The following is a 14,503-nucleotide window of genomic DNA, read 5'->3' as shown; positions in this document are numbered from 1 at the left end:
AAGTATGTTTATTTATTTACTTGAAGTCGAGCTATTATTAGAAGATTGTTATTCATTAAAAGATAAGCGTCGCATAATTCGTTCAATTTTAGATTATGCCCGTAATCAACTCAAAATTTCTAGTTGTGAAATATCCAATCATGATACTTATAATCTAACTCGTTTAGGATTTGTCACGATCAGTAATCAACGAAATTTAGCTAAAGATATGCTAGAGCAATGGCTTGAACGTATCATTTCATACTATCCTGTTCAATTGCAACACTATATTATTGAAGAGCGATAATAAATTAAAAGGTTAAAGTTTGTTTATCCAACAGACTTTAACCTTATTTTTATGCATAAACAAAGTATAAATTTCTAATTATCTTTTTATATTTTCTTAAATGCTCGTAAAGCCTTATTCTATGTGCTTTCGAGTATTTTTACTGTAGGAAGATACTTCACGTTTCTTTGCATATTTCCTCATGTCTTAGCTGTCAGAAGTGGTAAATAAGTAGTAAATTCATTTGTACTACTAAGCAACAAGACGCTCCTGTTGCTTCTCTTTATTCAAGCGTTTCATTTCTGCCATTGCAGAATCGAATGTTGCATGTGCGTAATAGTTCAGCGTCATGGCTATATTAGCATGTCCCATAATGTACTGTAATGCCTTTGGATTCATTCCTGCATTTGCATAGTTGGTACAGAATGTATGTCGCAAACTATGTGGAGTGATGTGTGGCAATTTATCCTCGTTATACTTATTGTATTTCTTAACAAGACCTTTCATCATGCCGTTGTAATCACTTGCCACTTTTGGATAGTTCTTTCTATTAAGAAAGAGGAAATCACTATATCCATCAATCTCAACACGCTTATCATTCTTTCGATTCGCTAACACTCGCTTAAATGCTTGATAGGCTTCTTCAACCATAGGAACTTGACGTTCGCCACTTTTGGTCTTTGGTGTTTCAATGTAGTACCCAATTTCAGTATCTCTCAATAGCTGATGGTCTATATTGACAAGACGATTCTCAAAATCTAAATCTGGAAGTGTCAAACCACCAAACTCTGAAATACGAAGACCTGTTTTTAAGAGTATCAGAATTTCATCATAATTTTTGCTGTAGGTTTTATCAGCTTTTGCAAAGGCTAACAGTTTTTCTTCCTGTTCTTCTGTTAGTACGGTCTTAGGGACAGTATCATCATCAAGAACTGCTTTCAGTTGAAAGTCAAATGGATTCTTCCGAACACAATCATCTTGTATAGCAATATAGAATGAAGCCTTTAAAGAACGTTTGTAGTTATTGATGGTTTGATAAGCATAACCATTTTCACTCATTCTAATAGCCCATTCTTTAGCGTCTGATGGCTTAATACTGTCAATACTTCTTACACCTAACTTGTCTTTCTTCAAAATATCCATAAGATATTTGCGTCCAGTTTCAGTGTTTTTTCTAACCTTTGGTCTTTGAGCGTTCTGTTTTGCGTAAAGCTGGCAGAGTGTCATTTTCTTTCCTACAACATCAATACCATCATGAATGTCTTTCTGTAACTCTGCGATTTTCTCTCTAAGTGAGATACAATCACGCTTTCCTGCTGGTACTCGGTCTGTAGCCACAAGTTTCCACGAGTAAACAAATTGCGGTTCTCCAAATGAATCTATATATTTGTATAAGTATCTTCCGTCTTTTCGTTGGCTCTCTCCAGTCTTTAAGATTCGACCTTTATTGTCACGTCTTTTTTCTGACATGGCATTTGCTCCTTTCCTTTATGGAAAGAGCCTTGATACGACTTAATACTATTTTATCATATACAAGACCCTTTGGCGACGCTAGATTGCGTCCAATGTATCTATAATTTTTTCAAATTGTTTTCGTTTAATCTGAATACGATTGCCATTCATAATCAGCCAATTTGCATTTTTATTTTCCTCTGCCAAGCGTCGTAGCTTGTTTTCGCCAATACGAAAATATTTTGACGCTTCTTCAATGGTTAGGGTATAACGTTCCCAAATAGGAATGTCAGTCTGCTTCATAAAATCCTCCTTTCCAAATCACTTATTTGGATTTCATAAAAGTTGTTTTACCAGCAATCGAACAGCTTTAGCAAAGCTCACGGGAGTTCCACCCCTGCATGGTTCTCATGTAGCCATACTCATTGCCTGCGACGGTTTTATCACGCTCGGACTATTGACTGTATGGGAGTATCATTATCACGATAAGAATGTCGTTGCAGGCAATCCTGCTAAAGATTGCTTCTCGGATCACTAACATGAATCGCTCGCTATCTTTATAAGATAGGTCATGGCGGTTAGTTCCGTTGGCTCTTTTCTTATCGAAACGTATTCGATTACTTTTATTCAGTTTTCAAAGAACAATGGCTCGTTAGCCTATCAAAACACATTGAAAGCTCAATATGCTTTGGTGGAATAACAAACCTCCCTGTTCGGGAAGCGTGGAATGGTTTAGCACGCTTCCACGAAAGGAGAGAGGATATTACTTAATTTCAAATGACAAAATCTTTGTAATCAGTCTGGTTTCCATTCTTCCACGTAAGACTTCATCAACGACCATACTTTGATTGCCATATTCATCTTTCATAAGTCGTAGGGAACGCTTCGTTATGTACCCTCTGTAATGATGTAGAATCTGGTTAATCGCTTCGGTATCGCCATCTGTTGCCTTTACAATGAGAGGAAAGGGAATCATAGGATATTGTGTTTTCATTCTTCAAATTCCTCCATAAACTTTTTAATTAAGGCTAGTCCACTGGTTCTATGCCGATAGACAGTAGAACGGTTCAATTTCAACAGGTCTGCAATTTCTGAATCGCTCATGTCCATAAAGTAAAACAGCAGTAGAATTTCACGTTTCTTGTCTGGCAACTCACGTAATGCTTCACTCAACAAATCATTTTCAACGCCTACTGATAACCCATTGAGTGTAAAAATCTGAAAGTCAGTTGAATAGTTATCTGTTGTCGCAAACTGGCTAACAAGATAATCGCCAACATCCGAAAAGGACACCTCACGCTTTGCAATCCTTGAAAGATAAAGCATATAATTCTTTCGCTCGTCTTCCATAGCACGTTTACAGATATAGTCAAACTGATTTTCTATTGTGGTCTGAAAAGAAGATGGTTTCATGTTTCTCACCCCCTTTCTGTCTAGGAAAGGAAGTGAGCCTTGCTCGTTTATCTCCTTTCACTCTTAGTCCCAATGTGAAAGGGGGATTTGTTGCATTACTGATAAATAAACTTTGTAAAAAAGTTCTGAATAGCCAAAAAAGCATATAAACAGATTTATTTCTCTGTTTACATGCTTCTGTTATTCTATCTATATGATTTATAAAACCACATTGGTGGACGTACTTATCTATTGCAGATAGACGACTTTTTTTGACAAGAACCCAATGTAAGGAAATTTATTGTATATGATGTACTTCATGGCGACGTTGACCTCCAACAAACCGCCATTTGGAAGTAATATACAATATTTTAACAGCGTAAATAGCACTACCATATAACGGTTTTTTTTATTGGCGTTTAGTAGTGCTTTTTATTAAATATAAACCTATAAACCATATAACACGTTTTTCTATACCTGTTTTTAATTCAGTAGGAACAATAAAATGTATAGAGGTGGTCTACTATGCGTAAAAAAGAAGATAAATATGATTTTAGAGCCTTTGGTTTAGCCATTAAAGAAGCTCGATTGAAACGAGGTTTAACTCGTGAACAAGTGGGAGCATTGATTGAAATTGACCCACGGTACTTAACTAATATTGAAAATAAAGGGCAACACCCCAGCATACAAGTTCTTTATGACCTTGTATCGTTACTTCATGTTTCCGTTGATGAATTTTTCTTACCTGCTAATAACTTGGTAAAAAGCACCCGACGATTACAGATAGAGAAATACATGGATAGCTTTACAGACAAAGAACTATCCTTAATGGAATCTTTAGCCAGCGGTATCAACGAAGCAAGAAACATCGAAGACTAATTAAAAGAATCCATACATAACGGAAAGAGCCGATAAAATGAGATTGTATTAATCTCATTTTATCGGCTCTGCGTCTTTGCGTCTGGCTCTGTAATCACAGTTACTTTGAACTGCTTTATTTCAATTAAATTTTCTTGTCTGCATTTCGGACAATAGAGGGGGAATTTTTTTAATTCAGTATCTTCCCTTATCTTTAATCGTGTTTTATTTCCACATACAGGACACAATATCCACTTGTAGTTTATAATAACTATCTCCTCCTTTACACTTTAATTCAAATCTTTATTAAAAAATATTTCATCTTATTTAACAAGAAACCATATTTATATAACAACATAAAATACACTAAGTTATTTTATTGAACATATATCGTACTTTATCTATCCGACTATTTGGACGACGGGGCTGGCAAACAGGTTCACCGGTAGTAACATGGTACCCTTTTAACTCTGTTAAACAAACACTACGTCCATTTGTAAAGAAAGTTAAATCACTACGATATTCTTGAATACACCGAGCAGGGATTTCTCCACTAAGAATGACCTCATTATTTTTCAATTGAGTGTCTACGATGTTCGCACAATATTTAGGAGCATCGTTGTATGCTCGTGAAAGATATTCCTGTGGCGCATAAATTTTAAAACTAAGATATGGCTCTAACAATTCTGTTCCAGCTTTTTTTAAGACTTGTTCCAATACAATAGGAGCAAGCATCCGAAAATCTGCTGGAGTACTAACAGGGCTATAGTATAAACCGTACTTAAAACAGATTTTACAATCCGTCACATTCCAACCATATAATCCTTGTTCGCAACCATAGCGTATCCCTTCCATAACTGCATTTTGAAATGATTGATTTAAGTATCCAAGAGAAACCGAGCTCTCATACTGCATTCCACTTCCCAACGGAAGCGGTGATACAGATAAACCAATGGAAGCCCAGAAAGGATTTGGCGGCACTTCGATGTGAATGGTATATTCTGCATTTTTTAACGGTCTCTCCATATAAATGACTGTAGGCTCTTTTAGTTCTATCTCCACATGATACTTTTCTTGCAACAGTGCACTAATCACTTCCATTTGTACTTTCCCTAAGAAAGAAAGTATAATTTCATGTGTCGTAGAATCCACGTAATATCGTAGAAGCGGATCACTATCTGAGATTTCCAAAAGGGCATCAAGCAACATTTCTCTCTGTTCAGGTTTACTCGGTTCAACAGTTGTTTGTAGTAGAGGGTGCGGATTTTCAATCTTTTTTCTCTGTGGCAATAGTTTTGTATCTCCAAGAACACTATTTAACTTCAAAAACTCATTTTGCAAAATAACAATTTCTCCAGAATAAGCTCTATCAATCTTACATAATTCACCATTTATTGAAGTATACATTTCTGTAACTTTTATTTTTTCTTTTTCTGATACTCTAACCGAATCTCGTAAATGTAGTACTCCACTATAAAGGCGTATATATGCAAGACGTTGTCTTTTTTTTGTATATTCAATTTTGAAAACATTTCCGCAAAGTTCAGACGGACCTCGATGTGTTGATGAATAAAATTTATTAGTAATAACTTCTATAAGGTTATCAATCCCTATATTACTTTTTGCACTTCCATGATAAAGAGGGAACAGAGAACAATTCTGAAATCTTATGCTTTCCTCTTGTTCGAGTTCCAATGCTTCTAATGATTTACCGGACATATATTTCTCTAAAAGGTCATCGTTTCCCTCTATTACCGTATCCCATTGTTCAGATTCGGTAAAGTTCGTCACACACATATTAGGATACAGTTCTACCTTCTGTTTGATTACAATTTCGGCAGAAAGTTTCTCTTTAATATCCTGATAAACCGTTGATAAATCAATTCCATTTTGGTCAATCTTATTGATAAAAAAGATTGTGGGAATCCCCATTTTCCTAAGTGCATGAAATAATATACGAGTTTGTGCTTGTACGCCATCTTTTGCAGAAATCAGTAGAATTGCCCCATCTAAAACTGATAATGAACGATATACTTCTGCTAAGAAATCCATATGTCCTGGCGTGTCTATGATGTTCACCTTCGTATTTTCCCACTGAAAAGAGGTTATTCCTGTCTGAATTGTAATTCCTCTCTGACGTTCTAAAAGCGTATTATCCGTCCTCGTTGTACCTTTGTCCACGCTTCCTAATTCTGTAATCGCTCCACTGTTATATAATAAGCTTTCTGTTAAGGTAGTTTTTCCTGCATCAACATGAGCTAAAACTCCAATATTAATAATTTTCATGTGATTTTCCTCCATTCAAAAACCCAAAAGGGCATAAAAAACCCAGTGATAAATACTCTTATCACTGGGATTTTTATGCATAACCATAGGCATACAAAGCATACAGATATTCTCCGGATACTTTAGAATCACATGATAAAGGTATTCTTAAACTGGGTACAAAAAACTAAGCCCTCCTAAAAAAGGACATCCAATTATTTGTTCCCACTATCAAATTGACAGTTTATTTAAGAATACCTTGCCGCATATTTATTAACTCCTTTTAAATAGATACTTAAATAATAGCACGTAAGAGCATATTTGTAAAGGAATCTCCAATTTTTTATCAAAGAGAGTACGTGATTACAAAATAGCTGTAATAATGTACCAATATTTGTTATTCTATAATCTTCCAATTACTCCCGTTCTTTTCAAGTACCAAATCAAATTGAGATACCTGCGTTGCTTTGGTCTGCTGGTCGATATACTCCACTGTCAGCGATACCGTGACTTGATTATCCTTACGATTGTGAATAGGATTTACCAGTTCTTGAAAGATGTACTCTTTTCCGATTGGTTTTAATATCCCGTCATTCACATAGTAGGAAAGTTCACTGGCTGTCGCTGTAGGATAGAGCTTGAAGAACGTCGTTAAAAATTCATTGATTTCATTGGTTGTAATGGAATCAACCGTCCCCTCACTTTCAATGGCTTTTGGTTTATAACTTGATTTCTTAGGTATGTTGGTAATGGTCGGATTCTTAACCAGTACCATATTTCCAGAACCATCTACATAGACACTCACTATATAAGCAGAGTGGACGGTCTTTGTATTTTCTCCCTCTGTAATGAGCTGGTCTACACTGTAGGTTACATTAAACTCATTGTCGCCAGTTGGCTCTACCGTCCATATCTGAAATCCTCTTACAGAAGACGATACAGGAATATCTTTGCGTACTGTATCAACATTGAGAGCTTGAAGTTCATCTGTCAGATAGCCTTTTAGACTTTCCATTCGATTATCAATGGACTTATCGGATTGCTCCCATGAATAGTAGACTTTCGCAAAGTTCTCTACAAAATTTTCTACATGATGAGTATCAACGTATTCCTTTTCTATGATAGTTGTTTCGTGAATAGTATGAGTATCTATAGCTGTAAAGTGCTTGAATATCGCAAAGCTGAAACTAAGCCCTAAAAGTACCCACAAGGCAATCACAACCTTTTTATGAGGATTGACCTTATAGTAGACACGAGGTTTCTTTTCCTTTGGTATCTGTTTTTCTTTATTCTGATTTTTTCTAAATTTCATCATTAAATCTTCCTTTCTCATTGTTTGATTCGTCCTGCTCCCACTAAATGCTGTTGCCAGTAGGGGCTTGTTAAGTCGGCATAACCGATTGGGTCGCCTGCATGAAACATACGGTTATTGCCAAGGTATATCCCAACATGAGTAATATAAGAGCCAGCGTTATAGGTAGAATGAAAGAAAACCAAATCGCCAGCTTGTGCTTCCGATAGTGGGATATGCTGGGTCACATCATATTGCTGTTGTGCGGTTCGTGGTAAGTTAATTCCAGCTTTTCCATACGTCCATTGTGTCAGTCCGCTACAATCAAAAGAAGTAGTCGGGGAAGCTCCACCGTAAACGTATCGCCAGCCCTCATATTTCAGTGCTTCGTCCATGATGGCTTGTACCGTATCATCATCAAACTCTGTTGTGACAAGATACTGCGTTACCAGTTGCACATAAAACATATTGCCATAGTTGTATCGCCAGCCCCCATTGATAGGTATGGCTATGGGATTGGGGTAAGACACTTTTTCGCCACCTGAATACTCTTTTGAGAAACTTTGAGCCAGTTCAAAGGTATATTTATTTCCACGATTAGCCACATACCCTAAGAAACCACCACCATAATTGTAGGACTGGATAACCGATTCTAAATCTACACTGAGCCTTTCGCTACTGGCTAATAATTCACTGAAATACTTCACACCTTGCTTAATGGATTCTTCTGTACTCAATGAATTAGGTGGAAGACCGAGGGATTCCGAGGACTGCATAACATCTTCCGCAGTACCGCCCGATTCCACCTGTATAATCGCAAGAAGTATGTTGACATATTCTTCAACGCCATATTCTTTGGCATATTTTTCTACCATAGGCTTATGAGCCAGCACTTCTGCGGAAACATTCACACCTCCATAATGAATATTGGAAATTCCGCTGTCCTGTTCATCTGAAAATAAAATGGCAACAAACAGAAGCAGTGAGAAGACCATCAAGAATAATCCAGAACCACCAATCACTAAAGTTTTCAACTTCATGGTTTCTTACCGACTTTCTTAATGGTGGCGGTTTTGATTGGTGGTCTACTTCTTGTATTTTGTAGTGGTACTCTTTGAACAGTAGACGGACGTTCTTTTGTGATTGGACGTTGTGAAGTTCTATCTGCTGTAGTGGTTGAAGTTGCTGGCTTTTGAACGGTTTTTTCTTGAACGGTATTGCCTTGGCGTTCCACTTTTGGACTTGAAAAATCGGACTTAACTGCTGGACGCTCTTGTTTGGCTTGTTGAGATTCCTTATATGAAGTCTGAATATTAGACTGTTTTGAGGTCTGTTCATCATGATATTGTTCTTGTCTTGTAGTCGGTCTTTCATGAACAGAAGAAGCAGGCTGTTTTTTCTGTTTGACCTGTTCCATTTCAGAGCGACGCTTCGCAATGGTTTTTCGCCTTTGTTCCTGCTGTTCCTTGCGTCCACTGGCTCTGTCCGCTTTGGTTTGAGAAATACTACTGGTTAAATCACGGACATTCTCTTTTACTTTGGATTTTCCTTGATATACTGCATATCTTGCATTGGTCGGCAAATCTTTAACCTGTTCTTTCAAACCACTAGCAGTGTCTACCATTCTGTCTTTGGTATCAGCTACTGTACCGATGGTTTGACCGATACGTTTTCCAAGTGTTGATTTTTCCTTTCCGTCTGGTCGGGAGTGATCTGCTTGTGTCCTTGCAGAACTCCCCGAACCCGACTGTCCTTTTTTACCTGTAACAATGGCAGACCCAGCCCCTAGAGTAGTCATGGAACGTCCAAGTTTCCGCTGTAGACGGTGCATGTGAGCGTGCATAAGCATACGAGGTTTTCTCATCACACGACTTCCCACACTTTGAGAATCGTTACTCTGTAGAGAAAACATACTCATTAAATCGCCCAGCTTGAAGTAGATTCCTGCAAAGGTCACAATCTGTAGAAAAGCAATCAAAAAGAACGGATAACCAGCCGATAAGGTATAGAGCATGGTTGAAATACTAAATGCTGTCGTAATAATCAATGTGATTCCAGCTCGTGTCAAAATGGTATTAAAGAGCTTTGTTATGGCTCGTTTTGACATACCATCAAATGATGGAATCATGCTTAAAATAAAGCTCACAGGCAGAAACATAGCATAGATGATAAAAAGTACCTGCGAGAAAATCATGATTCCTGTTAATAGGAATACAAATATGGAAATCCCAATATTGAAGACAAATAGGAAGAAGACTGTACCTAAACGGTTAATGGTCTTTGTAATGGTTAGATTGGTATTGCTTCTGTCTTCAATTTCTTCCGCAACAATTTTTTCTCTGTCTTCGCCATTGTTGGAATCTGGGCTGGTGGAGAGCAGGCTTTCCACACGGTCAATACCGATACTTTCAATGTCTGAACTGTTGTATTGAAGCAGTAGCCACGGTTGCTGAACCTGTATGGAAAACAGGCTATCTCTGATTAAGTCCACGCTGTCCTTGCCTTGACTATCGGAATGGGGCATGACAATCTTCGTGCCAAGTGATAAACTGGCATTACTGATGTCTGATGAAAAGTCATTGATTTTTTTAATGTAGTCGGGAGCGTAGGCAATAAAGGAAGCCGATAGGATAAACACCAGCACAAAATTCATAATGGCATGAATTGCCTTTGTGGTTTCTCTCTTTATCAGTCCCGTATAGGCAACATAAACCCCAAGAACCAAAATCAAGAGTAAGAGGAATCCAACATAGAAACCCTCTGTTGAAAATCCGTTTGCACTCACACCAGCTAAGGTCTGCATATTCTTACCAATGGAATCTGCTGTAGCGGAAATGAAGTCTAAGGAATAGGCTTCCTGTACTAAGTAACCTGTCGCATTGGAAACATACAAACTGATTGTCCAAATAAAATTGGTAATGGCATATAGTCCATACATGACCTGTTTTCCAATCCCGTCCGACCAGTTCCACGGAAGCCAGCCCCAGCTATTATCCACATAAAAATCCAGTTGATAGTTTTCAAGTGGGTATCGGCTGTATTCATTTGCCACATTGACCGTATCATCTACCAAGCCCGCAGCTTGAACCACCGTTCCCAGCATGGCTAAAAGAAAAATGGCAATCACAAGTGTGAAAGCCACTGTCATTGCCACTTTACCTAGACGTTTCAGCGTCCAGTTTGATTTTATTCTGTTTACTATTGATGGTTTCACATTTACACCTCTTTTCGCACAGGTGGTCTGGTATCAAAGGCATGGAGCAGTTCTTCAAATACAGGGTGGAACTGTATCACACCGACACGACCATATAAATCACTGATAAGGCATTGCCCGTTTTCCAAATCACGCAATCGCTTCTGATTGTTTTCGTCCTCTGGGTCTACACCAAAAAAGGCTAAGGTCTTTTTAATCTCGTTAAGGTCAGTGGAACGAAATGCAAATTTTAAGCCGAGGTTATTTTTCAGTTTTTCATCTAAGAGGTCGTCTGTATTTTGGGTCACGAAATATACCCCAGCGTTCATAGCACGACCAGCCCGAACCAGCTTCATAGATAGTGTTTTTCCTTGTGCTACCTGTAAAAAGCTCCATGCTTCGTCTAAATCTACAATCTTGAAAATGCTTTGGTCTGTATGGATAAAGTCTAAAGCAAAGGTACTAATGACAATCAGCATAGCAACGGATAAAAGCTCCATAGTGGTATATTCCTCAAAGGAAGTTTCCTTATCGGGAAGTACCAAGTCCGCAACCTGTATAATGTTCAGTTGTTTTTCTAAGCTGATAGACTGCTCCACATAACCATTACTGAATAATAAATGTGCAAAGTCATAGTCTGTAAAACTTTCGATATGGTCGGCTATACTGGTACTTAGTGGCGTATTCTCAACCCGTAATTCCTCAATCACTTTCATCAACCCTCGTACTTCACTATTGGTTACTGCACGAATGGCTTTTCTAAGGATTGGGAAGCGTTCCCCATCACGAGAGGAAATCCCCGTAAGGAATGTCAGAATATCAATAGCCAGTGATTCAGAATCTTTGGGATTTTTCATAATCACATAAGGGTCAAGTAAGCCTTTGTTTTTCTCATCAGAAGTCAGAGTGACGATATTGATTTCATGGGAAATCTCTGGCAAGGTTTCTTTCCATCTGCCACGTTCTGCTTTTGGGTCTACAATCACTGCTTGTGCCCCATAAAGCACCGCATAATAGACGATAAGGTTATTCGCAAAGGATTTACCACCACCCAGCGAACCAACAAAAGCCGACGCTAACGCATTGGTTACTGAACCCTTAACCCCTTGACTGGCAAGAGCAGGTTTCAGATAGACATTGCGTCCAGTATCTAAGCTGTAGCCAACATAAATCCCCTCATTTTCCCCCAGCATTTGAGTAGCACCAAAACCTAAACCAGCGAGGAAATCAGAGGTCACGTATTGAATATAATCATTCATATAACGCTTGCTGGCAGGTAAAAATTCTTCATGTAAGCCGAGCATATCCCCAAATGGTCGTACCAGTTTTACGCTTAAATCGTCATAAAAATCTTTCACTTCATTACAACGACGTTTGAGTTCGTCAAGATCATTTGCTGATACCCTTACCACATAAGACAGCTTGTACATAGATTCCTTGCTTTGGTCTAAATTGGTTTCCAGCTCATTCACACTTTCCAGAGCTTCCGCCACATTGGAGCTGGTTTCATTATCACTTTGCCAAGCGTGGTTATCCAAGTCTTTCAGTTCTTTCTTTTTATTGCGGACAGTAGATAGGGCTTTACGATTCGCTACAATTTCCACATTCATTGACGTATCAATCGGGAATGTAAATTGCTGTTGCTGGTAGTAGAAGATTTCAGAGGACGGGAAGTCCAGTTCTCCGACAATGCTGTTAATGGTAAAGTAAGCTACATAGACGGTTTCATCTTCCTGCTGGATTTTCAAATATCGCTGTTTTTCTTCCACCAAACAGCGAGTAGGCTTAATCAAGTCATAGTATTTAATCAGCGTTTCATTATCCAGCTTTTTCTTTGATAGATGGTACTCATACTCTTCATAGGCAGTGCCTGTCTGTCCGTAAAGGTGTTCAATCAGATAGCCGAAGTCGTCCTTATCTAACCTGCGGATTTTGAAACGACGAGAGATTTTATTTTCTAAGAGCTTTTCCATCTTCTGAAAACGCAGGATTTCATCATTACTCATACTAACAAAATCGCCCATCAGCTTATGGTTCACATCATAGACAAAATCAGACAAAGCATTTTTTGCTTCAACGGTAAGACTTTTCATAGAAAACTCCTGATCGTTGAGAAGCAACTTAAAGCCGATAAAGAAACGGTAGTTCACTTGATTTTCGCCAATCATGGATATTAAAGCGTCTGTCTGTTGGTCGATTTTGTCATAGGCAACCGCTTTGAGCTTGCCAGTGACTTCATTTTTGGAACGCTCTTGTGCAGAACGTATGCTGGATTCTGTACTGATTTGTAAAGCATGAATTTTGCCATCACGATTTTGTGCGATAAGCTGTCTGAAAGAATCATGCACTTGTATTTTCTGTTCTGGACTTAGAAATGAGTAATTGTAAGGAACAAGCTCATAGTAAGCATAACATTCCCCGTCTTTATTCCAGACGAGATTGTTTTCAATGTATTTAATTGGATATGCCATAAAATTCACTCCTAACTGCTGTAATGGCTTCTTGTGGCTGGTTTCTGCCAAGCGTTACTTTTTTTCCTGCATAGGTCAGCTTTGGTCGCAGTGCATAAGCAATGACAGACTTCAAAAATCCATAAGGCTTTTTACCATCAAAAGTTTTTGTAGACATAAACCATGTGAAAGCCACAGGAATCCCAAAGTATTTGAGAAATGCTCCCTCTATCATGGAAAGAGGGGGCAAGTTGCCAAGTATCATCACTGCAAAGAGTGACACGACAAACCATGTCATTTGCGTAAAGGTTATGGGAAACGGAAGTCTAAAATCATTGATAGAATACAGTACCTTTTCCACAGACCAGATACTGGTATAGCTTCGTATTTTCTTCATGTAATCAATCCTTTCATAAAAAATAGGGGTAGCTGATTGAGCCACCCCGTAAAATAGAAAATCTGCCAGTAGTAATGTACCGACAGATTTAATAGACGATTTCAAAAATCCCATGATTGGTTGAGATAAACGTTCCTGAAAGGTCTAAATCCCGACCATAGGCTTGATAATCAATATAGTTTTGAAGACTAGCTGGTACTTCGCCTAAAGCACCCGTTTCTTCAATGTAGTAGCGTGCCACGTCATACATATCATCACAATCGGAATGAATGATAATATCCTCTTGATGTTCGCTTAGTTCTTCAATGCTTGAAAAATGAGTGAGCAGAGCAGATAGCTCCGATTGTAATTCTTCGGGTAATTCCGATACCATTTCCCATAGTCGATTGAGTTCGCCAATGGAAGTGTATTCGTCAACCGTAAAGGGTAACTCGTAGTCATGAATGGCGTATTCCTCATATTCATCATTCAAGCCGATTTTCTCTTTGACTTCCTCAAAGTCAATGGGAAAGGTAAACCACGCACCGACCAATTCGCCCTCATTGTATTTGCCTAAATTCGCAATATAGACTTGCATATCGTCCATATATTCACGTCCTTTCTTTGTAGAGATTCAAAAATCCCTACCGCACTTCGTTTGGTGTACCATTCCTTTGCGGAACATAAGAAAACCACTTATATTCCACAAAAGAACGGTTTTATTTAAGCACCAATAATGCGATTGAATAGCTCTAGTAAAATGTCTTTTACTCCAGCAGCGTTGAAGACTAAGCCAACCGCAATAATCGCAATAATTAAAAAGCCAATCAGTTTGCTAAACTCACGCTTGAAGCCAAGATACAAGCCAATCACAACGATTGCTAAAAGCACCAGTGATTGAGCGTTTGATAGAAACCAGTTATAAAGGTTTTGTCCAAAATTCATAAAAATGTTCTCCTCT

Annotated in this window: 15 protein-coding genes and 1 pseudogene; 2 read left to right on the top strand and 14 right to left on the bottom strand. The window is 38.2% G+C overall.

Annotated features, from left to right (window positions below; all coding sequences use genetic code 11):
* The first annotated feature begins 4 nt into the window (after positions 1-4).
* A complete protein-coding gene (locus tag HMPREF9707_RS03335; RefSeq protein WP_006701292.1) occupies positions 5-286 on the top strand; it encodes a DUF503 domain-containing protein in 282 nt (93 codons plus the stop codon).
* A 231-nt stretch (positions 287-517) separates the two neighbouring features.
* Here the strand turns inward: HMPREF9707_RS03335 and HMPREF9707_RS03330 are convergent, their stop codons facing one another.
* The 4 genes from HMPREF9707_RS03330 to HMPREF9707_RS03315 form a co-directional block, all read right to left on the bottom strand.
* Positions 518-1,735 carry a tyrosine-type recombinase/integrase gene (locus HMPREF9707_RS03330; protein WP_001291561.1) on the bottom strand — a complete coding sequence of 406 codons (1,218 nt, stop codon included), beginning with the start codon at positions 1,733-1,735 and terminating at the stop codon, positions 518-520.
* An 81-nt stretch (positions 1,736-1,816) separates the two neighbouring features.
* On the bottom strand, positions 1,817-2,020 hold the full coding sequence (locus HMPREF9707_RS03325; RefSeq protein ID WP_000814511.1) for an excisionase: 204 nt from the start codon (positions 2,018-2,020) through the stop codon (positions 1,817-1,819).
* 460 nt (positions 2,021-2,480) lie between these two features.
* Positions 2,481-2,711, bottom strand: a complete 231-nt coding sequence (locus HMPREF9707_RS03320) for a helix-turn-helix domain-containing protein (protein WP_000857133.1) — start codon at positions 2,709-2,711, stop codon at positions 2,481-2,483.
* Complete coding sequence (locus tag HMPREF9707_RS03315; RefSeq protein WP_000804885.1) at positions 2,708-3,130, bottom strand: sigma-70 family RNA polymerase sigma factor; 423 nt, start codon at positions 3,128-3,130, stop codon at positions 2,708-2,710. Before HMPREF9707_RS03315 ends, HMPREF9707_RS03320 begins: the two co-directional genes overlap by 4 nt.
* 504 nt (positions 3,131-3,634) lie before the next feature.
* Between HMPREF9707_RS03315 and HMPREF9707_RS03310 the strand changes: the two genes are divergently transcribed.
* Entirely contained in the window at positions 3,635-3,988 is a 354-nt protein-coding gene (locus HMPREF9707_RS03310) for a helix-turn-helix transcriptional regulator (protein ID WP_001227347.1), read from the top strand.
* Positions 3,989-4,047: 59 nt separating this feature from the next.
* Here the strand turns inward: HMPREF9707_RS03310 and HMPREF9707_RS08705 are convergent, their stop codons facing one another.
* From HMPREF9707_RS08705 to HMPREF9707_RS03265, 10 genes and pseudogenes are all read right to left on the bottom strand, one after another.
* A complete protein-coding gene (locus HMPREF9707_RS08705; RefSeq protein ID WP_011058338.1) occupies positions 4,048-4,233 on the bottom strand; it encodes a cysteine-rich KTR domain-containing protein in 186 nt (61 codons plus the stop codon).
* Between the two features lie 100 nt (positions 4,234-4,333).
* Positions 4,334-6,253, bottom strand: a complete 1,920-nt coding sequence (gene tet(M) / locus HMPREF9707_RS03300; protein WP_000691736.1) for a tetracycline resistance ribosomal protection protein Tet(M) — start codon at positions 6,251-6,253, stop codon at positions 4,334-4,336.
* Positions 6,254-6,268: 15 nt separating this feature from the next.
* Positions 6,269-6,316 (bottom strand): annotated as a pseudogene (locus HMPREF9707_RS09320) (hypothetical protein); the annotation flags it as partial.
* Positions 6,317-6,629: 313 nt separating this feature from the next.
* Complete coding sequence (locus tag HMPREF9707_RS03295; RefSeq protein ID WP_001224320.1) at positions 6,630-7,565, bottom strand: conjugal transfer protein; 936 nt, start codon at positions 7,563-7,565, stop codon at positions 6,630-6,632.
* Entirely contained in the window at positions 7,562-8,563 is a 1,002-nt protein-coding gene (locus tag HMPREF9707_RS03290; RefSeq protein ID WP_000769868.1) for a bifunctional lytic transglycosylase/C40 family peptidase, read from the bottom strand. The genes HMPREF9707_RS03295 and HMPREF9707_RS03290 overlap by 4 nt, the downstream gene beginning before the upstream one ends.
* A complete protein-coding gene (locus tag HMPREF9707_RS03285; protein ID WP_000804748.1) occupies positions 8,560-10,737 on the bottom strand; it encodes a CD3337/EF1877 family mobilome membrane protein in 2,178 nt (725 codons plus the stop codon). Before HMPREF9707_RS03285 ends, HMPREF9707_RS03290 begins: the two co-directional genes overlap by 4 nt.
* A gap of 2 nt (positions 10,738-10,739) precedes the next feature.
* Complete coding sequence (tcpF, locus tag HMPREF9707_RS03280) at positions 10,740-13,187, bottom strand: conjugal transfer ATPase TcpF (protein ID WP_006701291.1); 2,448 nt, start codon at positions 13,185-13,187, stop codon at positions 10,740-10,742.
* Positions 13,171-13,563 carry a conjugal transfer protein gene (locus tag HMPREF9707_RS03275; RefSeq protein ID WP_000723888.1) on the bottom strand — a complete coding sequence of 131 codons (393 nt, stop codon included), beginning with the start codon at positions 13,561-13,563 and terminating at the stop codon, positions 13,171-13,173. Before HMPREF9707_RS03275 ends, tcpF begins: the two co-directional genes overlap by 17 nt.
* Before the next feature lie 88 nt (positions 13,564-13,651).
* Entirely contained in the window at positions 13,652-14,149 is a 498-nt protein-coding gene (locus HMPREF9707_RS03270) for an antirestriction protein ArdA (protein WP_000342539.1), read from the bottom strand.
* A gap of 116 nt (positions 14,150-14,265) precedes the next feature.
* Positions 14,266-14,487, bottom strand: a complete 222-nt coding sequence (locus tag HMPREF9707_RS03265; RefSeq protein ID WP_001009056.1) for a hypothetical protein — start codon at positions 14,485-14,487, stop codon at positions 14,266-14,268.
* Positions 14,488-14,503 lie beyond the last annotated feature (16 nt).

This window comes from Falseniella ignava CCUG 37419, assembly GCF_000301055.1.
Lineage (GTDB): Bacteria > Bacillota > Bacilli > Lactobacillales > Aerococcaceae > Falseniella > Falseniella ignava.
Note: the sequence above shows the minus strand (reverse complement) of the source record. Positions and strands in the feature narration are given on the sequence as shown.

Coding starts and splice junctions, on each gene's coding strand:
- HMPREF9707_RS03335 (WP_006701292.1), top strand. CDS start 5: ATGTTTATTTATTTACTTGAAGTCGAGCTATTATTAGAAGATTGTTAT.
- HMPREF9707_RS03330 (WP_001291561.1), bottom strand. CDS start 1,735: ATGTCAGAAAAAAGACGTGACAATAAAGGTCGAATCTTAAAGACTGGA.
- HMPREF9707_RS03325 (WP_000814511.1), bottom strand. CDS start 2,020: ATGAAGCAGACTGACATTCCTATTTGGGAACGTTATACCCTAACCATT.
- HMPREF9707_RS03320 (WP_000857133.1), bottom strand. CDS start 2,711: ATGAAAACACAATATCCTATGATTCCCTTTCCTCTCATTGTAAAGGCA.
- HMPREF9707_RS03315 (WP_000804885.1), bottom strand. CDS start 3,130: ATGAAACCATCTTCTTTTCAGACCACAATAGAAAATCAGTTTGACTAT.
- HMPREF9707_RS03310 (WP_001227347.1), top strand. CDS start 3,635: ATGCGTAAAAAAGAAGATAAATATGATTTTAGAGCCTTTGGTTTAGCC.
- HMPREF9707_RS03295 (WP_001224320.1), bottom strand. CDS start 7,565: ATGAGAAAGGAAGATTTAATGATGAAATTTAGAAAAAATCAGAATAAA.
- HMPREF9707_RS03290 (WP_000769868.1), bottom strand. CDS start 8,563: ATGAAGTTGAAAACTTTAGTGATTGGTGGTTCTGGATTATTCTTGATG.
- tcpF (WP_006701291.1), bottom strand. CDS start 13,187: ATGGCATATCCAATTAAATACATTGAAAACAATCTCGTCTGGAATAAA.
- HMPREF9707_RS03275 (WP_000723888.1), bottom strand. CDS start 13,563: ATGAAGAAAATACGAAGCTATACCAGTATCTGGTCTGTGGAAAAGGTA.
- HMPREF9707_RS03270 (WP_000342539.1), bottom strand. CDS start 14,149: ATGGACGATATGCAAGTCTATATTGCGAATTTAGGCAAATACAATGAG.
- HMPREF9707_RS03265 (WP_001009056.1), bottom strand. CDS start 14,487: ATGAATTTTGGACAAAACCTTTATAACTGGTTTCTATCAAACGCTCAA.